24 protein-coding genes are annotated in these 24,403 nt (G+C 28.9%); 14 read left to right on the top strand and 10 right to left on the bottom strand.

Annotated elements, in window-relative coordinates; all coding sequences use genetic code 11:
• The first annotated feature begins 225 nt into the window (after positions 1–225).
• The 6 genes from SHK09_RS00290 to SHK09_RS00265 are packed head-to-tail and all read left to right on the top strand — an operon-like array spanning position 226 to position 4,066.
• Positions 226–537: a hypothetical protein gene (locus SHK09_RS00290; RefSeq protein ID WP_319808763.1), complete on the top strand. Its 312-nt coding sequence runs from the start codon at positions 226–228 to the stop codon at positions 535–537.
• Positions 513–1,262: a sensor histidine kinase gene (locus SHK09_RS00285; protein ID WP_319808762.1), complete on the top strand. Its 750-nt coding sequence runs from the start codon at positions 513–515 to the stop codon at positions 1,260–1,262. The genes SHK09_RS00290 and SHK09_RS00285 overlap by 25 nt, the downstream gene beginning before the upstream one ends.
• Positions 1,259–1,903, top strand: a complete 645-nt coding sequence (locus tag SHK09_RS00280) for a response regulator transcription factor (RefSeq protein WP_319808761.1) — start codon at positions 1,259–1,261, stop codon at positions 1,901–1,903. The genes SHK09_RS00285 and SHK09_RS00280 overlap by 4 nt, the downstream gene beginning before the upstream one ends.
• A 20-nt stretch (positions 1,904–1,923) precedes the next feature.
• Positions 1,924–2,319 (top strand): 30S ribosome-binding factor RbfA, encoded by a 396-nt coding sequence (gene rbfA / locus SHK09_RS00275; protein ID WP_319808760.1) that lies wholly within the window; start codon positions 1,924–1,926, stop codon positions 2,317–2,319.
• 15 nt (positions 2,320–2,334) lie between these two features.
• Entirely contained in the window at positions 2,335–3,537 is a 1,203-nt protein-coding gene (locus tag SHK09_RS00270; RefSeq protein ID WP_319808759.1) for an ABC transporter permease, read from the top strand.
• Between the two features lie 4 nt (positions 3,538–3,541).
• Entirely contained in the window at positions 3,542–4,066 is a 525-nt protein-coding gene (locus SHK09_RS00265) for a hypothetical protein (protein WP_319808758.1), read from the top strand.
• Here the strand turns inward: SHK09_RS00265 and dusB are convergent, their stop codons facing one another.
• Positions 4,067–5,068 carry a tRNA dihydrouridine synthase DusB gene (dusB, locus tag SHK09_RS00260; RefSeq protein WP_319808757.1) on the bottom strand — a complete coding sequence of 334 codons (1,002 nt, stop codon included), beginning with the start codon at positions 5,066–5,068 and terminating at the stop codon, positions 4,067–4,069.
• Positions 5,069–5,330: 262 nt separating this feature from the next.
• Between dusB and SHK09_RS00255 the strand changes: the two genes are divergently transcribed.
• Positions 5,331–5,606 carry an EF-hand domain-containing protein gene (locus tag SHK09_RS00255; RefSeq protein WP_319808756.1) on the top strand — a complete coding sequence of 92 codons (276 nt, stop codon included), beginning with the start codon at positions 5,331–5,333 and terminating at the stop codon, positions 5,604–5,606.
• A 111-nt stretch (positions 5,607–5,717) separates the two neighbouring features.
• Positions 5,718–7,514, top strand: a complete 1,797-nt coding sequence (gene lepA / locus SHK09_RS00250; RefSeq protein WP_319808755.1) for a translation elongation factor 4 — start codon at positions 5,718–5,720, stop codon at positions 7,512–7,514.
• A gap of 184 nt (positions 7,515–7,698) precedes the next feature.
• Here lepA and SHK09_RS00245 read toward each other — a convergent pair whose 3' ends face one another.
• Both SHK09_RS00245 and SHK09_RS00240 read right to left on the bottom strand, forming a co-directional pair.
• Entirely contained in the window at positions 7,699–10,068 is a 2,370-nt protein-coding gene (locus tag SHK09_RS00245; protein ID WP_319808754.1) for a TonB-dependent receptor domain-containing protein, read from the bottom strand.
• A gap of 165 nt (positions 10,069–10,233) precedes the next feature.
• Positions 10,234–10,932 (bottom strand): zinc metallopeptidase, encoded by a 699-nt coding sequence (locus tag SHK09_RS00240; RefSeq protein ID WP_319808753.1) that lies wholly within the window; start codon positions 10,930–10,932, stop codon positions 10,234–10,236.
• Positions 10,933–11,027: 95 nt separating this feature from the next.
• Between SHK09_RS00240 and SHK09_RS00235 the strand changes: the two genes are divergently transcribed.
• The 6 genes from SHK09_RS00235 (at position 11,028) to SHK09_RS00210 (ending at position 15,404) form a co-directional block, all read left to right on the top strand.
• On the top strand, positions 11,028–12,065 hold the full coding sequence (locus tag SHK09_RS00235; RefSeq protein WP_319808752.1) for an asparaginase: 1,038 nt from the start codon (positions 11,028–11,030) through the stop codon (positions 12,063–12,065).
• A 227-nt stretch (positions 12,066–12,292) separates the two neighbouring features.
• Positions 12,293–13,015 (top strand): MotA/TolQ/ExbB proton channel family protein, encoded by a 723-nt coding sequence (locus SHK09_RS00230; protein ID WP_319808751.1) that lies wholly within the window; start codon positions 12,293–12,295, stop codon positions 13,013–13,015.
• A gap of 7 nt (positions 13,016–13,022) precedes the next feature.
• Positions 13,023–13,493, top strand: a complete 471-nt coding sequence (locus tag SHK09_RS00225; RefSeq protein ID WP_319808750.1) for a hypothetical protein — start codon at positions 13,023–13,025, stop codon at positions 13,491–13,493.
• 4 nt (positions 13,494–13,497) lie between these two features.
• Positions 13,498–14,124 (top strand): biopolymer transporter ExbD, encoded by a 627-nt coding sequence (locus SHK09_RS00220; RefSeq protein ID WP_319808749.1) that lies wholly within the window; start codon positions 13,498–13,500, stop codon positions 14,122–14,124.
• A gap of 19 nt (positions 14,125–14,143) precedes the next feature.
• The gene (locus tag SHK09_RS00215) at positions 14,144–14,611 is read left to right on the top strand and encodes a biopolymer transporter ExbD (RefSeq protein ID WP_319808748.1); all 468 of its coding nucleotides are present in this window, start codon (positions 14,144–14,146) and stop codon (positions 14,609–14,611) included.
• A 115-nt stretch (positions 14,612–14,726) separates the two neighbouring features.
• On the top strand, positions 14,727–15,404 hold the full coding sequence (locus SHK09_RS00210; protein WP_319808747.1) for a porin family protein: 678 nt from the start codon (positions 14,727–14,729) through the stop codon (positions 15,402–15,404).
• Here the strand turns inward: SHK09_RS00210 and SHK09_RS00205 are convergent.
• From SHK09_RS00205 to pyrH, 7 genes are all read right to left on the bottom strand, one after another.
• Positions 15,399–16,001: a hypothetical protein gene (locus tag SHK09_RS00205; RefSeq protein ID WP_319808746.1), complete on the bottom strand. Its 603-nt coding sequence runs from the start codon at positions 15,999–16,001 to the stop codon at positions 15,399–15,401. The genes SHK09_RS00210 and SHK09_RS00205 overlap by 6 nt on opposite strands.
• Positions 16,001–17,458: an RNA polymerase factor sigma-54 gene (rpoN, locus tag SHK09_RS00200; protein ID WP_319808745.1), complete on the bottom strand. Its 1,458-nt coding sequence runs from the start codon at positions 17,456–17,458 to the stop codon at positions 16,001–16,003. Before rpoN ends, SHK09_RS00205 begins: the two co-directional genes overlap by 1 nt.
• Entirely contained in the window at positions 17,459–19,000 is a 1,542-nt protein-coding gene (locus SHK09_RS00195; RefSeq protein ID WP_319808744.1) for a WG repeat-containing protein, read from the bottom strand. It lies immediately after the preceding gene.
• 9 nt (positions 19,001–19,009) lie between these two features.
• The gene (asnS, locus tag SHK09_RS00190; protein WP_319809331.1) at positions 19,010–20,443 is read right to left on the bottom strand and encodes an asparagine--tRNA ligase; all 1,434 of its coding nucleotides are present in this window, start codon (positions 20,441–20,443) and stop codon (positions 19,010–19,012) included.
• Positions 20,444–20,543: 100 nt separating this feature from the next.
• A complete protein-coding gene (locus tag SHK09_RS00185) occupies positions 20,544–22,919 on the bottom strand; it encodes an efflux RND transporter permease subunit (RefSeq protein ID WP_319808743.1) in 2,376 nt (791 codons plus the stop codon).
• A gap of 96 nt (positions 22,920–23,015) precedes the next feature.
• Positions 23,016–23,570 (bottom strand): ribosome recycling factor, encoded by a 555-nt coding sequence (frr, locus tag SHK09_RS00180; RefSeq protein WP_319808742.1) that lies wholly within the window; start codon positions 23,568–23,570, stop codon positions 23,016–23,018.
• 26 nt (positions 23,571–23,596) lie between these two features.
• Positions 23,597–24,307 carry a UMP kinase gene (pyrH, locus tag SHK09_RS00175; protein WP_319808741.1) on the bottom strand — a complete coding sequence of 237 codons (711 nt, stop codon included), beginning with the start codon at positions 24,305–24,307 and terminating at the stop codon, positions 23,597–23,599.
• Positions 24,308–24,403 lie beyond the last annotated feature (96 nt).

The following is a 24,403-nucleotide window of genomic DNA, read 5'->3' as shown; positions in this document are numbered from 1 at the left end:
ATGATGTTATTAGAAATTGTAGCACAATATATTGGTCTTGTCTTAATAAATCGAAATACTTGGGTCTATAATGCCCTTACCCTATTAGAATTTAATTTTTTGTTAATATTTATAAATGAAATATTGTCATTTAAATTAAGTAAAATGTATTTAAATTATTTTATTATTATTTTTAACATTATTTATTTTTTGTCTAGTTTGCACTATTTATATAACGGCATTTATTTGATAACATATAACAGTTTTGCTTCAGTTTCTGGTGGTTTTATTGTAACATGTGCTATATTTTTATTTTTTAAGGATTTTATAAATTCTGATAGAATTTTAAACTTTAAAAAATCATTACCATTTTGGATTTCTGTAGGGTTATTAATTTATTATTTAGGATCGATACCTAGCACGTTAATGATTAACTCTTTTCAAAAACTATTAAAAGTAGATATTATTTTTATTAGTAAAATAGCGCCATTTTTAGCGGTAATAATGTATTGTGTTTTTATATTTGGAGCTTTATGGAGTCAGAAGAAAGAGTTATAATACTTTTAGTAACAACTTTAATAATTGTTGCTTTTGTCATTTTCATCGTTTTATTGTTTGGTTTTTATCAAAAAAGAAAAAACATTTTGCTAGAACAAAAAGAGGAAACAAGAAAACGTTTCGAAAGAGAAATTGCAGAAACCCAAATAGAAATTAGAGAAGAAACGCTTAGAAATATAAGTTGGGAATTGCATGATAATATAGGGCAGTTGCTAACATTAGCAAAAATTCAATTGCAAAGTGCCACAGTAGATAACTTTAATGAAGTATCAGAAACTATTACTAAGGGATTAACAGAGGTTAGAGCTTTATCAAAATTAATAAACCCGGAAGCGATTAAAAACATCAATTTAAAAGAAGCTGTTCAATTAGAAATAGATCGTTTTAATAGATTAAATTTTATCAATTCTACTTTAAAAATAGTAGGAGAAGAACAAAGTATTAACAAAAAAGCAAGTATAATTATATTCAGAATTTTACAAGAATTTTTTTCTAACACGATTAAACATTCTAAAGCCTCTAATTTAAATGTCTTACTAGATTTTAATAATTCAGAATTAAAAATTATTGCAAAAGATGATGGAGTTGGTTTTTCATCAGAAATTATTTCTAAAGGAATTGGTCTAGAAAACATTAAAAATAGAGCAAAATTAATTGGAGCATCTGCCTTTTTTACTTCCGAAGTAAACAAAGGAACTTCTTTAAAAATAGTATATAAATTATGATCACATATTCAGTAGTAATTGTAGATGACCATACATTGCTTTCGCAAGCAATTGCTGCAATGGTTAATACTTTTCCTAAATTTAAAGTCTTATATACGTGTAAAAACGGACAAGAATTAATAGATAAGTTTTCTGCTTCTGCAAAGTACATTCCAGATCTAGTTTTAATGGATATTAATATGCCCATTATGAACGGAATTGAAACCACAGAATGGATTACTGAAAACCATGAAAATGTACACGTTATGGCTCTTTCTGTAGAAGATGAAGATACTACGATTTTAAACATGTTAAAAGTTGGTGCAATTGGTTACTTATTAAAAGATACAGAAAAATCAGTTTTAGAAAAAGCTTTAATTGAAATTGCAGAGAATGGTTTTTATCACACAAAAAGCGTAACTAATTTGTTAATGAAATCGCTTTCTGGTAATGAAGTAGAAGAGATTCATTTAAAAGATAGAGAAATTACCTTTATGAAGCATGCTTGTTCTGAATTAACATACAAAGAGGTTGCAGATAAGATGTGTTTAAGCCCTAAAACTATTGATGGTTACAGAGATGTTTTATTTACAAAACTAAATGTAAAAAATAGAGTTGGTTTGGTTATGTATGCTATAAAAAATAAGATTTATACTCCATAAAAAAAGTGTAAATTTGCAGCATGGAAGAAACAAACAGACAACGTAAAATTGCAGGAGTTTTACAAAAAGATTTGGTAGATGTGTTGCAAAAGGCAGCGCAAGATGGTATGAAAGGAATTATTATTTCTGTGTCTAAGGTACATGTTACTTCAGATTTAGGAGTTGCAAAAGTATATTTAAGTATTTTCCCATCTGTAAATAGAGATGAGATGGTTAAAGGAATTCAATCGAATACGCCTTTAATTCGTCATGAAATGGCAAAAAGAACACGTAATCAATTAAGAAGAATGCCAGAATTATTGTTTTTTGGTGATGATACTTTAGATTATATCGAAGAAATAGACAAGTCTTTAAAAGGTAAGGATGAAGATCCTATAAAGAACCCAGATGTTTTGTCTAAACGTCAAAAGAAATAAATTTATATTTTCTAATTGAGTTTTCCTTATTACATAGCCAAAAGATACTTATTTTCTAAAACGAGCAATAATGCAATAAACATTATTACTATTATTGCTTCTTTTGGGGTTATTGTAGGTTCTTTAGCTTTATTTATAATATTATCTGGTTTTTCTGGTCTAAGAACTTTTAGTTATAGTCTGTTAGATGTATCAGACCCAGATATAAAAATTACCACTACAATTGGTAAGTCTTTCTTTATTACTGAAGACTTACAAGGAAAATTAAACTCGAACACTTCAATTAAAGAAACTACTAAAGTTATAGAAGAACGTGTTTTCTTAGAATATAATGAGAAAACAGAAATTGCTTTTATAAAAGGGGTTGAAGAAAATTACACCAATATTTCTAAAATAGATTCGTCTTTAAGCGTTGGTACTTGGTTGCAAGAAGACTTTAGCAACACTGCAGTAATTGGACGAGGAATTTCAAATAAACTCTCTTTAGGTATTCTTAACTACGGCGAACCTTTAAAAATAATGATTCCTAAACCTGGTAAAGGTTTTATAAATCCTAGAAACCCCTTTTTTAAAATTGAAACCCAAATTGTAGGTGTTTATTTAGGAACGGAAGAATTTGAAAGTAAATATGTATTTACATCTATAGAGCAAGCTAGAGCTTTATTACGTTATAAGGATAACCAAGTAACTGCAATAGAGTTAAAATTAAATAATACTGAATATTCTAATGATGTTGCAGATAATCTTAGAACAAATTTAGGTGCAGGTTTTAAAGTACAAACCAAAGAGCAATTAAATGAGGTTTTCTATAAAGTGATAAATACAGAGAATTTTGTGTCTTATTTAATTTTTACATTAATTGTTATTATTGCATTATTTAATGTTATTGGTGCAATAATTATGATGATTATTGATAAAAAACAGAATCTAAAAACTCTTTTTAGTTTAGGAGCAACTATTAAAGAAATTAAGAAAATATTTATTCTTCAAGGTTTTCTTTTAACTTTCGTAGGAATGTCTGTTGGCCTATTTTTAGGAATTGTTACTGTCTTTATTCAAAAGAAATTTGAGGTTTTTATGATAGTACCAAATTTGGCGTATCCTGTAGAATTTAGATTTACAAATCTTCTAATTGTATTTTGTACAATTACAATTTTAGGTTTTATAGCTGCTAAAATTGCAAGTAGTAGAATTTCAGCAGAATTTATAGAAAAGTAATAGTATGAAAAATTATTATTTTATTTTAATTCTGTTTTTAGGTCTTACTAGCTGTAAAGAGCTATATAATTTACCAGAAGTAGAAGAAAAAATTACTTCTACTAATTCAAGTAAATTTCAGTTTAATTATCCTGAAAATTGGATTATCAATACCATTCATAGTTCTCAAGAAACAAATTCATTAACTGTTTCAAGGTATAAAAAAGATACTTTTAAAAATGCTTGGTTTAAATTAACGATGAATATCGATTCTACAGATTTAGAGTTAAAAGAGGTTCTAAATGAACTGATAGAAAAAGATTATAATTTAAGAAAAGCTAAAGTTAAATCTATTAAACATAGTAACCATAATAATTATATAGAGTTAGATTATACCTACAGATACAATAAAGCACTGTATAGATCTAAAAAGAGGTTTTATAAAAAAAATGGTATTATTTCTGAAATATCATTTTCTTCTAAAGATAAAGATTTTAAAGACTTCATTAAATATAGAAAACTATTTTTAGAGTCTTTTCAGTTAAAATAATTAATACTCTTGAGGTATAATCATGTTACCAAATTTAGCTTCCACTTCATCAAACGCGTTAAAAACGTCCTCTGCTTTATCTGAAGTTACCATTTTCATTCTATATTCTTTAAAATGTGGTATTCCTTTAAAGTAGTTTGTATAATGTCTTCTAGTTTCAAAAACACCTAAATTAGCTCCTTTCCAATCAATAGCCATTTGTAAATGCCTTCTAGCCATTTCTACTCTTTGTGCAATTGTAGGTTTTGCTAAGTATTTACCAGTATTAAAATAATGTTTTACTTCATTAAAAAACCATGGATATCCAATAGCGGCTCTACCAATCATAGCGCCATCTAATCCGTAAGAATCTCTCATTTCCATAGCTTTTTCTGGAGTTGTAATATCTCCATTTCCAAAAACAGGAATGTGCATTCTTTGGTTGTTTTTTACGGCTGCAATTGGTTTCCAATCTGCTTCACCTTTATACATTTGAGCACGTGTTCTACCATGAATAGAAATTGCTGCACAACCAACATCTTGTAAACGTTCTGCAACTTCTACAATTCTAATAGAATCATGATCCCAACCTAAACGAGTTTTTACAGTTACAGGTAAATTTGTATGTTTTACCATAGCTTCTGTAAGAGAAACCATTAAATCGATGTCTTTTAAAATTCCTGCACCAGCACCTTTAGACACTACTTTTTTTACAGGACAACCAAAATTAATATCAATAATATCCGGATTCGATTTTTCTACAATTTCAACCGTTCTTAGCATCGATTCTAAATTTGCACCAAAAATCTGAATTCCAACAGGTCTTTCTTTTTCATAAATGTCTAATTTCATGATGCTTTTTGCTGCGTCACGAATTAAACCTTCCGAAGAAATAAATTCAGTATACACAACATCTGCGCCATTTTCTTTGCACAAAGCTCTAAACGGAGGATCTGATACGTCTTCCATTGGTGCTAATAAAAGTGGGAAATCTGGTAATTCTATGTTGCCTATTTTAACCAAAATGATTTAATTTTATGCAAAATTAGTCTTTTTTCATTCTTTAGAAAAGAAAATAATATTTTCATCTAATCTGTAGGGTAAAAATAGCAATCGTGGTTCCTTCTATTAAAGGAATCTTTTTTGTTATTAAGTAGATTATTTTAGTTGTTTTTTATTTTTACCTTAAAAAATGTAGAGATTAATAACTTTTCTGTAAAATAGTACGGCAGTAATTAAGTATTATTTATTATCTTAATGCATTATTAATTTTTAGTTACAAAATATGGGAGCAAAAGAAAATATATTAAGAAAAATTAGAATTTTAATAACCAATCAATTTGATTCTCCAGAAGAAGCATTTAGTTTTTTTGATTCTGATAAAGATGGAAGATTAAAAAAATCTGAAATCAAAAAAATGTTAAAAAGTGCAGCAGTAAATGGTTTTATAAGAGGTGTTGTTGCTAACGAATTATTAAAAGGATATGATAAATCTAGTGATGATACTATAAATTGGGAAGAGTTTAAAGTAGCAATTGAAGAGTTAGAACGAGATTTATAGTTTTATAAAAAAAATAAAGAAAAGTACAATGAATGGCATTGTACTTTTTTTATTTGACAAGGTTTGTAAATAGCATATATTTGTCAGTTGAAAGCAGTTAGAAAACGAAGTATGAAGAATATAAGAAACTTTTGCATTATCGCACATATAGATCATGGTAAAAGTACATTAGCAGATAGATTGTTAGAATATACAGGCTCTGTAACAGATCGTGAGAAAAAAGATCAGTTATTAGATAATATGGATTTAGAACGCGAACGCGGAATTACCATAAAATCGCATGCCATTCAAATGGATTTTGAGCATAAAGGAGAACAATATATCTTGAATTTAATTGATACTCCAGGTCACGTAGATTTTTCTTATGAAGTTTCTAGATCTATTGCAGCTTGTGAAGGTGCTTTGTTAATTGTAGATGCAGCACAAAGTATACAAGCTCAAACAATTTCTAATTTATACTTAGCTTTAGAGAACGATTTAGAGATTATACCTATTTTAAATAAAGTAGATTTACCTTCTGCCAACCCAGAAGAAGTAACAGATGATATTGTAGATTTATTAGGTTGCGAACCAGAAGACGTAATTCACGCAAGTGGAAAAACAGGTTTTGGTGTAGATAATATTTTAGCAGCAATTATAGATAGAGTTCCTGCTCCAAAAGGAGACCCAGACGCACCTTTACAAGCCTTAATTTTCGATTCGGTTTACAATTCTTATAGAGGAATTGAAACATACTTTAGAGTAATGAATGGAGAAATTAAAAAAGGACAACGTATTAAATTCATGGCAACTGGTAATGAGTACTTTGCAGATGAAGTTGGTACTTTAAAGTTAGAGCAGGTTGTAAAAAAATCTGTAAAAACTGGTGATGTTGGGTATTTAATTACAGGTATTAAAACAGCTAAAGAAGTAAAAGTAGGAGATACAATTACAGATGCAGCTAACCCTACAACAGAAAACATAGACGGTTTCGAAGATGTGAAACCAATGGTATTTGCAGGAATTTATCCTGTAGACACAGAAGATTATGAAGAGTTGCGTTATTCTATGGAAAAACTGCAATTAAACGATGCTTCTTTGGTTTTTGTGCCAGAAAGTTCTGCCGCTTTAGGTTTTGGTTTCCGTTGTGGATTCTTAGGAATGTTACATATGGAGATTATTCAAGAACGTTTAGAACGTGAGTTTAATATGACTGTTATTACAACAGTACCCAATGTATCTTACCACGCATATACTAAGAAAAATCCAAACGAAATATTACTTTTAAATAATCCTACAGATCTACCAGATCCATCGAGATTAGATAGAGTAGAAGAGCCTTTTATTAAAGCAAGTATTATTACAAAAGCAGATTTTGTTGGGCAAGTAATGAGTTTGTGTATTGAAAAACGTGGCGAGATAGTAAACCAGACGTATTTAACAACAGAAAGAGTAGAATTAACATTCGATATGCCTTTAGCAGAAATTGTTTTCGATTTTTACGATCGTTTAAAAACAGTTTCTAAAGGATATGCATCTTTCGATTATTCTCCAATAGGTATGAGAGAATCTAAGTTGGTAAGAGTAGATATTTTATTAAATGGTTCTGGTGTAGATGCACTTTCAGCTTTATTACATGCAGATAACGCATATACGATTGGTAAGAAAATTGTTGAGAAATTAAAAGAATTAATTCCTCGTCAACAGTTCGATATTCCTATTCAGGCAGCAATTGGAGCAAAAATTATTGCCCGTGAAACTACCAAAGCATTGCGTAAAGATGTTACAGCAAAATGTTATGGAGGAGATATTTCTAGAAAACGTAAACTTTTAGAAAAGCAGAAAAAAGGAAAGAAAAGAATGCGTCAGGTTGGTAATGTAGAAATACCGCAAGAAGCATTTATGGCAGTTTTAAAGTTGAATGATTAATCGATAATAAACTAAAATATAATTTATAAAAAAAACCTTTCTAATTTCTCGGAAAGGTTTTTTTTTGAAGCTATTTCCTGCTTTTCATTATATCTTTTTTTGTAAAAACAAAAAAAGGATGTCATTTCAATCAGGGCTAAAATTGTTTGTTAACTTAGTTTCTTAATAAGAAGAAAATAATATTTTAATTATCGTCGTTAATTCTATTTTGTTCATCATTATTAGAATTTCTTTTCCCTTTTTTCTTCCCAAATTGAGAACCAAAACTATACACCAATTTTAATTGAACATTTTGTCTAGAACCATTACTTTCTACAGCAGCTATTCCGTTTCCATAATCTATATTTCCAACAAAACCTCTGTTTAATATTTTATTGAAACCAAGATTCACCTTTAATTTATCGTCTAAAAACTTTTTACCAAAAGAGAAATCTAAATCTGCAAGCCAATCAACTTCAACCTGTCCTTCTAAAGCACCAGTTCCGTAATTTCCACTTAATTCAAAATTAACATCCCAAGGCAATTGGTAGCTAGCTTGTATAAACCAAATTAAGTTCCACTTATTTAAATCTACATTAAAAGTAGAAGATTTATAATCTGTATTTGTAACAATTATACCTGTGTAACCTTCTAAACCTTTTGCAAAATTTACAGGTGCAAATAAACGAAAGTTCCAATTTGCATTATTCTCTACATTTACATCTTGTTGTCTTATTTGTGCAGTTGCATTGTCTTGTGTAATTAACTGAAAAATTACATCGTCTGTTTTGCTATAACCAACTGTAAAAAAGGGTTGTCCTTCGTACGTTAAATTAAATTGATAGTTATTCGTGTAAGAAGGTGTTAAGTTAGGGTTTCCTTCACCAGCAGAATAAGGATCTAAATAAGTAGCAAAAGAATTTAAGCTACTATAAGAAGGTCTTTGAATTCTATAACTATATGAAACACTAGCACCTAAAACATCTGTTAACTTTCTACTAACAGAAGCACTTGGAAATACTTTTTTAATAGGTCTTTTTTGTATTTCTGTTGTTGGTGTACCATTTTTAAGAAAAGTAGACATACCATCTGTATTACTGTTTTCATAACGCAAACCAGCAGAGAAAGACCAATCTCCAAGACTTGCATTTATTTTAGAGTAAAGTGCAAAGATCGATTCATCAATTACAAAACGACTACTTTCTTCTTCATTCTTTTCGAAATTACCATTTTTTTCTTCAAAAGATTGTAAATCATTGTCTGTCTTTACATCTGCAAATCTTGTACCTGCACTAATTTTTAATTTATCAGAAATAGTTTTGGAGTAATCTATTCTGTAAGTTTTAATACTATAAGTTCCATTTTGTATGTATTTTCTATCATCAAAAGCTATTGTACTTCCTTCTGTATCATACAAAGTATTGGTATTGTCGTTTGTAAAATCTACATAATTAAAATCTACCACTAATTTATCGCTATCAGTTTTATATTCGTAATAAGGGTTAAAACTAAAATTAGCTCGATCTCTATCGAAGTAATTTTCAGAAAATAAAGTATTTCTGTTATTCTCGTCAGATATTATTGTTTTACTAGTTACTGTTCTAGTAGATTTTCTGCTATTAAAACGGCCACCAAGTCCAATAGAATGATTGTCGCTTAAATAATAATCTAAATTTCCGCTAATGGTAAGATTTTCTGGGTCATAAGGTTCTCTGGTAACTTGGTCATAAGTTTCAGAGCCAACTGTTCTCACTAAAAATAAATCATCTCGCCAAGTAGGTTGAGAGTAATTTACACTTGTTTGCCAGTTTAGTTTGTTTTTATAACTAGCAATAGAAAAACCAGAACCCCATTCTAAACCTTCATCTTCACCAATCCAAGAATTTACACTACCATGTGTTCCTAAACGTACATTTTTCTTTAAAATAATATTTATAATTGCACCAGAACCAGAAGCTTCATATTCTGCACCAGGTTGCTCTATCACTTCAATTTTAGAAATATTATCTGCAGGAAAATCTCTTAATAATGTTTCTACATCCATATATTCTGTAGTTTTTCCGTTAATAAGAATTCTTACGCCTCTATTTCCAGCAATAGAAATTCCGTTATTTGTAACTAAAACTCCAGGAATTTTACGCATTATATCTTGTAGATTTGTATTAATCATTTCAGATTTTTCTAGATCTACTATTAATTTTTCCGCAGTTTGTTTTATTACGGGGCGTTTGCTTTTTATTACCACTTCATTTAAGCTAGTACTTTCCTCTTTTAAAGTGATATTGAAGGTTTTGTTTTCATTTAAACTAAATTCTTTAACTTTTTGAGTTTTAAAACCCAAAGTAGAAATTTCTATTCTATACTTTCCTGCTGCAACTTTATTAAAATAATAAAGACCATTAGTATCAGAAACGGTTCCTTTTGGGTTGGCTACTTCTCCTATTTTATAAAGTATAATATTAGTGAATGGTAATGCTGTATTTTGCTCATCAACAATCTTTCCAGAGATTTTGTGTTGTGAAAAAGAAGCTAGAATTCCGAAGAAAAAAATAAATAGTAAAGTTGTAAGTTTCATTGGTTGATTTTTAATAAAGACTACCCAAAGTCTTAATTGTTACAATTGTAAGACGTTACCAACCCGAAAAAAGTTTCCTGTAAAAAAAAACACTCTTAAATTTATTAAGAGTGTTTTTGTAATTTAAAGTATGTAATATAGATAGATTATTACTGTTTGTAAAGTTTAATCTCTGTTTCCTAAAATCTTCATTCCCCAATATAAAAGCATAGCTAAAGAACCTAAAGCAGCAACTAAGTACGTTCTTGCAGCCCATTTAAGTGCATCTTCAGAACCTGCGTATTCTTCTTGAGAAAGCATGTTTTTATTTTTTAACCAAGCCAAAGCTCTATTACTTGCGTCATATTCTACCGGTAGCGTAACAAAACTAAATAAGGTTGCAATTGCCATTAAAGCCAAACCAGCAACTGCTATGTAAAAACCAACTCCAGTATTACTAGAAGCAGCACCTAAGATTAAACCACCAATAACCATCCATTGAGAAAATTTAGAAGATATACTAACAACTGGTACCAGTTTAGAACGCATAGTTAAGTAACTATATGCTTGTGCATGTTGTACTGCATGACCACATTCATGAGCAGCAACAGCTGCGGCGGCAGCATTTCTTTGGTTGTAAACACTTTCACTAAGGTTTACGGTCTTGTTTTGTGGGTTGTAATGGTCTGTTAACATTCCTGGTGTAGAAATTACTTTTACATCGAAAATACCATTATCTACAAGCATTTTTTCAGCAATTTCTGCACCACTCATTCCATTTCTAAGTTGAATTTTAGAGTATTTTTTAAATTTACTCTTTAATTTATTACTTACCAACCAACTAACTAAAGAGATTGCACCAATTAAAATATAGAATCCCATCATAATATATATCGTTTTTAAATTTTATTTCACTTTTGTTTGATAAATTTACAACATAAAGTATTCCAATTTATATTTTGGAGTATAAAAATGACAAAATGGCAAACAAACCCAATATTCTTATTGTGTATACTGGTGGTACAATTGGTATGGTAAAAGACTATAAAACAAATGCTTTAAAGGCTTTTGATTTTAGCAGAATAATAGATAAAATTCCAGAATTAGAACAACTAGAATGTAACATAAAAAGTATTTCTTTTGAAGAACCTATAGATTCTTCAAACATGAATACAAAGTACTATGTAGACATTGTAGAAATTATAGAAGAAAATTATAGTAAGTTTGATGGTTTTGTTATCTTAACAGGCTCAGATACAATGTCCTATACTTCTTCTGCAATTAGTTTTATGATAGAAAATTTACAGAAACCTATTATTTTTACAGGTTCTCAATTACCTATTGGAGACTTAAGAACAGATGCCAAAGAGAACTTAATTACATCAATAGAAATTGCTGCTTCTAGAAAAAATGATAAACCTATTATTTCTGAAGTCTGTTTGTATTTTGAATACAAATTATACAGAGCAAATAGAACAACAAAAATAAGTGCAGAACAATTTGAAGCATTTGCTTCTATGAATTACCCAGCATTGGCAGAAAGTGGTGTGCATTTAAACTTTAATGAACATTTAATAAATGAAGTTAAGCATATAACCCAAGATTTAATTGTTAGAAAAAAGTTAGTTACAGAGGTAGTTATTTTAAAACTTTTTCCAGGAATTACAGAAGAAGTGGTGCAAGCAATACTTAATATTAAGAATTTAAAAGGAGTTGTTTTAGAAACTTATGGTTCTGGAAACGCCCCAAACAAGCCTTGGTTTTTAAACTTAATAGAGAAAGCAATACAAAAAGGTATTAAAATAGTAAATGTTACGCAATGCTCTGGTGGTAGTGTAATTCTTGGTCATTATGAGACTAGTGTTGGTTTAAAAGCCATAGGAGTAATTGGTGGTATCGATATTACTACAGAGTCTGCCATTGCAAAATTAATGTATTTATTAAGTGAAGATTTATCAGATGAAAGTTTTGTAAGCTACTTTCAAAAATCTTTACGAGGAGAAATTAGTAAAAAATAATTTTTTTTGTTAAAAATACCTAACTCTAAAAAAAAAGGTTATTTTTACGTAAAATAGATTGATTTTTTTTTGAGGAGCAACAATTTTTTTGTTACTTGCCACTCAATAAAAAATAAATAAAGTGTTAAGTTGTTTCAATAAGTATTAAAATTGATTAACATTTGTTTATTTGAGATGAAAATTTATATCTTTAACCCGTTAACTATTAAAAATTAATTATAACAGAGATGAAAAAAGTAGTAAATGTCCTATCCGTAACAGGATTCATGTTTTTTGGAGCTATTCAATCAACTTTTGCACAGGAAGCAGCAACAGAGTCAAGAACTTTTCACCAAGAATTAAAACTACGTTTTATTGAAGGTGGACCAGTATTTATGGGAATTGTATTAGTAGCTTTAATCTTAGGTTTAGCTATTGCAATTGAAAGAATTATTTATTTAAACATGGCATCTACAAATACTAAGAAATTAGTAGCAGACGTAGACGATGCTTTAAGTTCTGGTGGTGTAGAAGCTGCAAAAGAAGTTTGTAGAAACTCAAAAGGACCTGTTGCATCTATCTTTTACCAAGGTTTAGATAGAGTTGATGAAGGTGTTGAAAATGCTGAGAAAGCAGTAGTTTCTTATGGTGGAGTTCAAATGGGACTTTTAGAGAAAAACGTTTCTTGGTTATCATTATTTATCGCTTTAGCTCCTATGTTAGGTTTTATGGGTACTGTAATTGGTATGATTGATGCTTTTGATGCAATCGCAGAAGCAAATGATATTTCTCCAGGTGTAGTAGCTGTTGGTATTAAAGTTGCATTATTAACAACTGTATTTGGTTTAGTGGTAGCAATTATTCTTCAAATTTTTTATAATTATATCGTTTCTAAAATCGATAGTATTGTTAATAATATGGAAGATTCATCTATCCAATTGATAGATTTATTGGTAAAGTTTAAAAAATAATTTTATAATGAAAGATAATAAATTTTCAAAAATTATCACATACATTGTGACGGCGCTAGCTGTAATAGGTATTATCTTACTAGTAAGAGTACTTATGGCAGGTGAAGATGCTGTGAAAGATGATGTGGCTGTACAGAATAGCGTAGTAAGCCCATTAGTGTCTTTTTCACAGTACTTATTATACGGAGTAATAATTGTAACAGTAGTGTTATCTTTATTAGGTTTATTTAAAAATCCAGAGAATTTAAAGAAAACCGCATTAGGTTTGGCTATTCTTGCAGGTTTATTTGTTGTAGCTTATTTCTTAGCAGACAGTAATGTTGTTATAGATGGAGCAGACAAAATACTAGAAGGTGGTGAAGAAGGTTCTATGACTAATAAATTAACAGGAGCCGGTATTTGGTTTAGTATAATTCTAGGAGGAATAGGTTTATTTTTCTTTGTATACGATTTAGTTAAAGGTTTAATAAAATCATAAAATTATGGCAAGAAGAGAGAATCCAGAAATTAATGCAGGTTCTATGGCAGATATTGCTTTCTTGTTATTAATTTTCTTTTTAGTAACTACAACTATGAATGTAGATTCAGGTATTTCTAAGAAGTTATCTGATAAACCACCAGAAGATTATGTGCCACCAATTATTAAAGAGAAAAACATTTTTGAGGTAAACATTAATAGAAATAATGATCTTCTTGTAGAAGGAGACAGAATGGATATTAAAAATCTTAAAGCTGCAGCGATCTCTTTTATAGATAACGGTGGAGGTGATGGTAAGGTAGAAGAAGGTGTTGCAACGGGTCCTTGTACTTATTGTAAAGGAGATAAAAATCCTAGTTCATCAGATCATCCTAATAAAGCTATTATCTCTGTGCAAAGTGATAGAGGAACAGAATATGGTACTTATTTAAAAGTTCAGAATGAACTAATAAGAGCATATTCAGATTTACGTAACAGACTTTCAAAAGAACGTTATGGTATTCCTTTTCCAGAATTAGAAGAATCTTATAAAGATGATAGAGCTAATTTAGAATTAAAGAAAAAAGTTGAAGATATTAAGAGAAGTTACCCAGAAATTATTTCTGATTCTGAACCTACATCTTCTAATTAATTTATAAAAACACAACTATATGTCTAAATTTGGAAAAAAGAAAAAGGGAATGCCAGCAGTAAATACTGCTTCTTTACCTGACATCGTTTTTATGTTGTTATTTTTCTTTATGGTAACTACTACTATGAGAGAAACTGAGTTGAAAATTGAAAACCCAAGGTTGCCAAACGCAACTGAGGTTAAGAAATTAGAACACAAAAGTTTAGTTAGTACAATATATGTTGGTAAATCTAAGGATGTATCAAGACATGGTACTGCTTTTAATAGAATTCAGTTAAATGATAAAATAGCAACTGCAGATGATGTACCTGCTTTTATTATTAATGAAAGATCTAAAGTTTCTGAAGCTGAAGTGCCATTTATGACTACTTCTATTAAAGCTGATGTTGAATCTAATGTAGGTACAATTATCGATATTAGATTAAAACTAAGAGATGTTAATGCATTAAAGATTAGTTATTCTGCATCTAAGGGTGGAGATCAATAATCTATTATAATTTATTAAAAAGGGATAATTCAAATGAATTATCCCTTTTTTTTTGCTCTAAATTTAAGTTTGAGAAATTTGAAATATTGTATCTTTATATTTCGTTATTTATGTTATGAAAAATAGATTTATTTTATTTTACTTTTTAATATTTCCTTTATTTATCTTTTCTCAAAAAGATTCTTTAAGTATAGGAGATAGATATGCAGATGATCAGTTATACATTTCTGTATCGTATAGCCAATTTTACAATCAACCAACAACAATTACAAAAAGTAATTTTTCATATTCTCTTTCTACAGGTTTTATAAAGGATATTATTTTAAATAAGTCTGGTACTTTTTCTGTTGCTGGAGGTATTGGTTATGGATATGATTTTTTTAATCATGAATTAAAAGTAGATGAAGTTAGTGGTATTTCTTCTTTTAACAGTGATAGTTCTATCTCTGAAAACGTATTTAAAGCGCATAATATAGAGTTTCCTTTAGAAATTAGATGGAGAACATCTACTGCTAAAAAATATAGTTTCTGGAGGGTTTATACCGGTCTTAAATTTATATATAACGTAAATAATAAATTTCAATATCTAGATAGCGATTCGAATAAGTTTAAATATACCAATATTAGTGCTTATAATAAATTACAATATGGTTTAACGCTATCTGCAGGTTATGATGAGTTTACTATTAACCTCTTTTACGGTTTAACTCCTATGTTTAATAATGCAACTATTAATGGAGAGTCTATAGATACTAAAATTTTAAAATTTGGACTTATTTTCTATCTCTTATAAAAAATAGTAAACTGCAAACGGAGCTATAAAGCCAAAGAAAAACCCTAAATAAACTTCTATAGAAGTATGTGCTTTTAGATGTAATCTTGCATTTGCTACAATACCAGCAAAAAGTATATTTATAATCACTACAATTAAAAAGTTCTGCGAATAAATTATACCTAAAAGAATAAAAAAACTTGTAGATATTCCTAGAGATAATAAGTGAATACTTGTTTTTAATCGAAAAGAAAATAAGATATATATTAGTGTTAACGCAGCACTTGTTGCATAAAACAACAAACTTATATCATTAAGGTTTGTAATTTTTGCTATTGTATTTCCTAATAGATAGAATAATACAATCATCATAGCAACAGGTAGTTTCCTTTCTTTTATACTATGAGCATTAAAGTTTTCTATTAATTTTAATTTTTTAAATAAAATTAAAATTAATAGAGGAACTATGTATGTTGTTACAAAAACTAAACCTAATAAAGATAATTTTAAATTACTAGGATAGTTGTTAGGAATTAATATAAAGTACAAAATAACACCAATTGTAGGCACTACAATAGGATGCAATATTACAGATATGGCTTTATAAAACCTTTCCACTACATTTCTTTTCTTAATCTAGCTACAGATAAATCTAATTGTTCTCTGTATTTTGCAACTGTTCTTCTTGCAATTGGATATCCTTTTTCTTTTAAAATAGCTGCCAACTTTTCATCTGTAAGAGGTTTCTTTTTATTTTCTTCTGCAATTACAGTTTCTAATATTTTCTTTATCTCTTTTGTAGATACATCTTCTCCTTGATCATTTTTCATAGATTCAGAAAAGAATTCCTTTATTAATTTTGTACCATAAGGTGTAGAAACATATTTACTATTAGCTACTCTAGAAACGGTAGAAACGTCCATATTAATTTTGTCTGCAATATCTTTTAAGATCATTGGTCTTAACTTACGCTCATCTCCTGTTAAAAAGTATTCGTACTGATATTGCATAATTGTATTCATAGTTACTAAAAGCGTCTGCTGACGTTGTCTAATAGCATCTATAAACCATTTGGCAGAATCTAATTTTTGTTTAATAAAAAAGACAGCATCTTTTTGTGATTTAGATTTTACTGTAGATTCTTGATACCCTTTTAACATGTTATTATATTCTCTAGATATATGCAATTCTGGTGCATTTCTAGAGTTTAAAACTAAATCTAATTCACCATCTATTAGCTTAATAGAAAAATCTGGAACAATTTGTTCTGCAATTTTATTATTACCAGCATAAGAACTTCCTGGTTTAGGATTTAATTTAGATATTTCTTTGTTAACTTCTTTTAATTCATCTTCAGAAATATGAAATTTTTCTTGAAGTTTCTTGTAATGTTTTTTTACAAAGTGATCAAAAGCATCTTCTAAAATTTCTATAGATAAACTTCTATATTTTGTTTTGTCTTTTGCTTTTAACTGAATAATTAAACATTCTTTTAGATCTCTAGCACCAACACCTAAAGGATCTAATGTATGTACCACTTTTTTAAGAACAGTAATTACTTTTTCTTCTGTTGTAAATACATTTGCAGTAAAAGCTAAATCGTCTACTAGATCTATTATTTCTCTTCTTATATAGCCACTATCGTCTATACTACCTACTAAAAACTCGGCAATAGAACGTTCTTCATCGTCTAAACTAAAAGTACTTAATTGGTTTTTTAAAGATTGATGAAAACTTGTTCCTGCAGCATATGGTACATTCTTCTCTTCATCGTCTGCAGAGTAGTTGTTTGCTTGTGTTTTATAATTAGGAATTTCATCATCGCTCAAATACTCATCAATATTAATGTCTTCAGCTTCGATTTTTTCTGTTCCAGCATCATCATACTCATTAGATAAATCATCATCTATGTTTTCAGATTCTTCTTTACCAGTATCTAATGCAGGGTTTTCTTCAATCTCTTGCTTTAAACGTTCTTCAAATGCTTGCGTAGGCAATTGAATTAGCTTCATCAACTGAATTTGTTGTGGAGATAATTTCTGTAAGAGTTTATAATGTAAACTTTGTTTTAACATTTATTCTTCTTTTAATTGACCTGAAGAGTAGAAATATTTTTTGTTATTATGTGTTATTTTATTTGTTGATGAATTAACACTTATTCTTTCTTTAGAGTCTTTAATAATCATCTCTCCTGTAACATAATCTAATAATGAATAAGTAGATTTTTTTACCAAAACAATTAATTTTACATTTCTGTAATAAGTAACAATGTCGTACTCTATGTCTGCAATTAAATTACCGTTATAGATTAAACCTGCTTTTCCTTTTTTTGTTAATTTATACAAGTTAGAAGTAATACTTTTTATATTATTAAAGTTTTTTGCTATTACTTTACCTTCCTTGTCATAAGCCGTATATTTTTTGTCTTTGTTATCATAACCAGACATGTAACCATAGCTAGAACGAACTTTATCGTATTTTGTTGGCACAACTTGTTTACCTGTAGTTACATCTAAAAGACCAAACTTATTATCTTTTTCCGTTTTTAAATACTTAGAACTGCTTAAGTAATAACTAGGAAAATTAAATTCACTAACATCAACATTTGTTTTATAATTGATATCTCTTATTGTCTTTTTTGTATCTGAAATTAAAAGATAAACAGTGTTAGACAATTTATGAACTTCTTTATAAACAGGTTTAATTAGAAACTTGTCGAAATAAGAATCATATAAACCCCATAAATTATTTTGTTGAACAGTGTATAATTGATAATTGTTTTTTCTGTCTATGTCTTGAAATTTAACAGGTATAATTGTCTTTTCATCTAAAGAAATAATTCCTTTTAAATCGTTTTTTCCTACTAAAAACTGACTATTTCTATAACTACCATAGCTTTCTACTTCAGAATAATTATTAGAAAATAGTTTTTCTCCATTTCTTTTAAGAATAGAATTTACGCCGTTTTTTGTTACACTAAAAAATTTTAAAGTAGTATTGTATTCTATTTTGTCATATTCTAAAGGTAGTAATTCTTCACCCTTTGTAGTAAAAACACCATAAGCATCATTTCTTTTTACTTTTATAACATCATTATAAACAGAAATTCTTTCAAAATTACCATCTAAAACAGCTTTACCATTATAATCTACAATAGAATAATTACTATAACTTTTACTTAAAATAAATAATTGCTTGTTATTCTGAGAGCTAATACTAGAATAGACTAATGGTACAATTATTTCGCCATTCTTATCTATAATTCCATGTTTTGAATAATCTATAGAAACAATAATTCTGTTTTTAGAAGAACTGTATTTGTTTACACTCTTAAACATTGGTCTTACTAATAAGTTTCCATTAAAATCCTGCAATCCATATAGGTTTGTAGCATTATTTTTAATAATGTAAACTTCATTATCTATGTTACCTGTTAAAAAGTGTTCTCCTTTTTTGTAAATATTTTTAACGTTTCTTCTATTGGTTCTATAGTTAGAGCTTTCTGTAGTTTCTATTACAGTTTCTTCTACTTCTTCAACTACAATAGTTTCCTGAGAATAAATAGCGTTTGTTAAAATAATAGCAAAAAAAGGTAAATAATATTTTAAATTTTTCATGTTTTATTTTTAAAATTCTGCATTTTGAGGTGTTCTAGGAAAAGGAATTACATCTCTAATATTTCCCATACCAGTTGTAAATTGTACCAATCTTTCGAAACCTAAACCAAAACCAGAGTGTACGGCTGTACCAAATTTTCTTAAATCTAAATACCACCAAAGTTCTTTTTCATCAATATTCATGGCTTTCATTTTTTCAACTAAAACGTCATAACGCTCTTCACGCTGTGCACCACCAACCATTTCTCCAATTCCTGGAAACAAAACATCCATTGCTCTTACTGTTTTACCATCTTCATTTAAACGCATGTAAAATGCTTTAATATCTGCAGGATAATCAAATAAAATAACCGGACATTTAAAATGTTTTTCTACTAAAAAACGTTCGTGTTCAGATTGTAAATCTGCTCCCCATTCATTAATAGGATATTGAAATTTTTTCTTTTTATTAGGTTTAGAATTTCTAAGAATATCTATTGCTTCTGTATATGAAACTCTTTTAAAGTTGTTTTCTGCAACAAATTTTAGTTTTTCTAACAAACTCATTTCGCTTCTTTGCAATTGAGGTTTTGTTTTTTCTTCTTGTGTAAAACGTTCATCTAAAAAAGCTAAATCTTCTTTACAGTGTTCTAAAACATAAGTTAAAACAGACTTTATAAAATCTTCTGCTAAATCCATGTTTCCATCTAAATCCATAAACGCAACTTCTGGTTCAATCATCCAAAATTCAGCTAAATGACGCGTTGTATTCGAATTCTCAGCCCTAAAAGTTGGTCCAAAAGTATATACTTTTCCTAAAGCCATTGCATAGGCTTCTGCTTCTAATTGGCCAGAAACAGTAAGGTTTGTTTCTTTACCAAAGAAATCTTTAGAATAATCTATTTTTCCGTCTTCTGTAACTGGTGCTTTGTTGTCTTCAAAAGAAGTAACTCTAAACATTTCTCCTGCTCCTTCTGCATCAGATCCTGTTACAATTGGTGTATTAACGTAGTTAAAACCATTGTCTTGAAAATATTTATGCACTGCAAAAGATAGTTTAGAACGAACTCTCATTACTGCACTAAACGTATTTGTTCTTACACGTAAATGTGCATTTTCTCTTAAAAATTCGAAACTATGTTTTTTAGGTTGAATAGGGTATTCATCTGCATTAGAATCTCCCAAAATTTCTATATCAGAAACTTGAATTTCTACAGATTGTCCTTTTCCTTGGCTTTCTGCGATTGTTCCTTTTATAGAAACCGCTGCACCTGTTGTTATTCTTTTTAATATTTCTTCAGAAGTATTTTCAAAATCGATTACACATTGTATGTTGTTTATGGTAGAACCGTCATTTAAAGCAATAAAACGATTGCTTCTAAAAGTTCTAACCCAACCTTTAATTGTTACTTCTTGTAATACTGTACCTGATTTTAATAATTCTGCTACGCTATTTTTCATCATCATCTTAAATATATTGTATTCGGAAATTGTCTTTGTAAAAAAGTAAAGATACTTTATTGATGTAAATTAAACAACCAATGAAATGTCAATAATGTCTTAATTATTCTTCAGTCTTTTCTTCTGTTGGAGGAAAAATCCTCATTTTTGGTTCTTTAAATACTTTCTTGTTTGCTATTTTCTTTTCAAAAGTTAATAGGAGAGAAGGTAACAATAATAAGTTAGAAACCATTGCTAGTAATAAAGTTACAGAAACTAAACCTCCTAAAGCTATAGTACCACCAAAACTAGAAAGTGTAAAAACTAAAAAACCAAAGAATAAAACAATAGAAGTGTAAAACATACTTACACCTGTTTCTCTTAAGGCAGAGTAAACAGATGGTTTTATTTTCCATTTATTAGCTATAAGTTCTTGTCTGTATTTTGCTAAAAAGTGTATCGTATCATCTACAGAAATACCAAAAGCAATACTAAAAACTAATATAGTAGATGGTTTTATTGGTATATCTAAAAAGCCCATTAAACCTGCTGTAATTAACAACGGTAGCATGTTTGGTACTAGTGATATTAATATCATTTGTGGAGATCTAAACATCCACGCCATAAAGATTGCAATTAGTAGAATAGCTAATGACAAGGAAATTACTAAGTTATTAATTAGATAATTGGTTCCTTTTATAAATACTAATGCTTTACCTGTTAATGAAACAGTGTATTTGTCTGCAGGAAATTCTTTTGCAATTACAGCTTTTAATCGTTCCTGAATAATATCCATTTTATCTGTACCAATATCTTTCATAAAAGTGGTTATTCTAGCATAACGACCTGTAGAATCTACAAATGTTTTTAGCATGCCAGCATCACTATTTGAATTTTTGGTATAAGAAAAAATATAACTTTGTTCTTGATTTGTTGGTAATTGATAATATTTAGGATTTCCTTTATAATAAGCTTGTTTAGAATATTTAACAAGATTTACAACAGAAATAGGTTTCGATAATTCTGGAAAAGTCTCAATAGTTTCATTTAGCTCTTCCATCTTTTTTAAAGTGGAAAGCTTCATAACTCCTTTTTCTTTCTTTGTATCTATTAAAATTTCTAAAGGCATAATTCCACCAAACTCCTTTTCAAAGAACTTTATGTCTTTATAAAAATCCATGTTTTTAGGCATGTCTTCTATTAAACTACCAGAAACTCTAATTTTATAAACCCCAATTATACTTAAAACAATTACTAAAACGGTTGCAAAATAAATGGCTATTCTTTGATTTTTTACCATTTTCTCCATCCAATTTACTACATTTTCAATCCATTTTGTTTCTAAATGGCTCAAATGCTTTTTCTTAGGAAGTGGCATAAAACTGTAAATAATAGGAATTATCAACAGCGCAAGTATAAAAATACTAATAATATTTACCGAAGCTAAAATTCCGAATTCACGTAATAAGTTACTCTTTACAAAAACAAAGGTTGCAAAACCAGATGCTGTTGTAATATTTGTCATTAACGTTGCATTTCCAATTTTAGAAATTACACGTTGTAAAGCTTTTGCTTGCTGGCCATGTTTCTTTATTTCTTGTTGGTATTTGTTGATAAGAAATACGGCATTTGGTACACCAATAACAATAATTAATGGTGGTATTAAAGCAGATAAAACAGTAATTTCATAATGGAATAATCCTATAAAACCAAAAGCCCAAATTACCCCAATAATTACTACTAAAAGAGTTATGAAAGTGGCTCTAAACGATCGAAAGAAAAAGAAGAATATTAAAGCTGTAATACCCAAAGCACCAACAACAAAGAGTATAATTTCATCTTGTATATTTTGTGCATTTAGTGTTCTTATATACGGCATTCCAGATACACGGACATCTAAATTGTTTTCCTTTTCAAATTTATCTATTGCAGGTATTAATACATCAAAAATAAAATCTCTACGTTTTGGCGTATTAATAATTTCTTTTTTAATATAAATTGCAGTCTGTAATGTTCCTGTTTCTTTGTTAAATAGTAAGTTGTCGTAAAAAGGAAGTTTTTCGAAAAGCTGCTCTTTAATAGCATTTACTTCTTCTATTGTAGTAGGATCTTTTTCGTACAAAGGTTCTAGAACAAATTTTCTCTTCTTTCTATCTGCTTTTAATTTCTGAACATCTGATATCGAAATAGTAAAATCTATTTCTTCTCTTTCATCAAATTGTTCGACTAATTTGTTCCAAGCATTAAACTTTTCTGGGGTAAAGACTGTAGAATCCTTAACACCAAGAATAACTAAATTACCTTCTTCCCCAAAAATTTCTAAGAATTTATTGTATTCTAGGTTTGCTTGGTGATCTTCTGGCAACAGGTTTGCTTCTGTATATGAGAACTTCATATACTTCATTTGAGATGCTAAAAATGCTGTTATTAAGGCAATAATTAATAAAACGATGTATCGGTTTCTTAAAATTAAGCCTGCAGCTTTTGTCCAGAAATTCATTTAGAAAAATTTTATGCAAAGGTAACTAAATAGAACTTGAGTTTTAAGCAAAAAAAAAGGTGTTTTATAAAAACACCTTTTTAAATTCAACAGCAATTAAACTGTCATTATTTCTTTTTCTTTTATAGAAAGTTTGTCTTCAATAATTTTAACAAAAGAATCTGTTAGTTTTTGAACAACTGCCTCAGAGTCTTTCTTCGAATCGTCAGAAATATCAGTTTTCTTTATTTCGTTATTTGCTTCTTTTCTAGCATTTCTAATACCAACTTTAGCATGTTCTGCTTCAGCTTTGGCTTGTTTTGCTAAACCAATTCTTCTTTCTTCTGTTAATGGTGGTACATTAATCATAATAATATCACCATTATTCATTGGGTTAAAACCTAAATTGGCTATTTGAATTGCCTTTTCAATTGGTTGTAACATGTTTTTTTCCCATGGTTGAACACTAATAGTTCTTGGGTCTGGTGTGCTTACATTTGCCACTTGACCTAATGGTGTTTGAGAACCATAATAATCTACCATAACATTTGCTAACATTGCAGGTGTAGCTTTACCTGCTCTAATAGCTCTTAATTCTTTTTCTAAATGAGCAATAGCACTATCCATTGCCTCTTTAGTTGTGTCCATTATAAAATCAACTTCTTCGTTCATCTTTCTCGTAATTTTAAAGATTTTGTTTATTTATTATCAACAATAGTTCCAATTTTTTCTCCTGAAACTAATTTTAATAAGTTTCCGTTTGTATTCATGTCAAATACAATAATTGGTAGATTATTTTCTTCACTTAATGTAAAGGCAGTCATATCCATAACTTTTAAACCTTTTTCTATTACTTCTTTAAAAGTAATCTTTTCAAATTTAACAGCATCTTTATTTTTTTCTGGATCTACATTATAAATACCATCTACACGAGTTCCTTTTAAAATAGCATCTGCATCTATTTCAATTGCTCTTAAAACTGCAGCGGTATCTGTTGTAAAATAAGGGTTTCCTGTTCCTGCACCAAAAATAACAACACGTCCTTTTTCTAAATGACGAATGGCTTTTCTTTTAATATATGGTTCTGCTACTTCTTTAATTTCTAAAGCCGTTTGTAAACGCGTCTTTACATCTTCATCTTCTAAAGCACTTTGTAATGCTAAGCCATTTATACAAGTTGCTAACATTCCCATGTGATCTCCTTGTACGCGATCCATACCATTTGCAGCACCAGCAACACCTCTAAAGATATTTCCACCGCCAATTACTATGGCAACTTCTATTCCTTTCTGTACTACTTCTTTAATTTCTCTTGCATATTCAGCTAAACGTTTTGGGTCAATTCCGTATTGTCTTTCGCCCATTAAAGCTTCTCCGCTTAATTTTAAAAGAATTCTTTTGTATTGCATAGTTTATTTTGTGAGTTGCGCAAAATTACGTTTTTTTTTTGAGTTTCCTTTTTTTGAACAAAAAAAAACCTCGATTTCAAATAATATGAAATCGAG

Origin of the sequence: Polaribacter sp. PL03 (assembly GCF_033875165.1) — a bacterium.
Lineage (GTDB): Bacteria > Bacteroidota > Bacteroidia > Flavobacteriales > Flavobacteriaceae > Polaribacter.
Note: the sequence above shows the minus strand (reverse complement) of the source record. Positions and strands in the feature narration are given on the sequence as shown.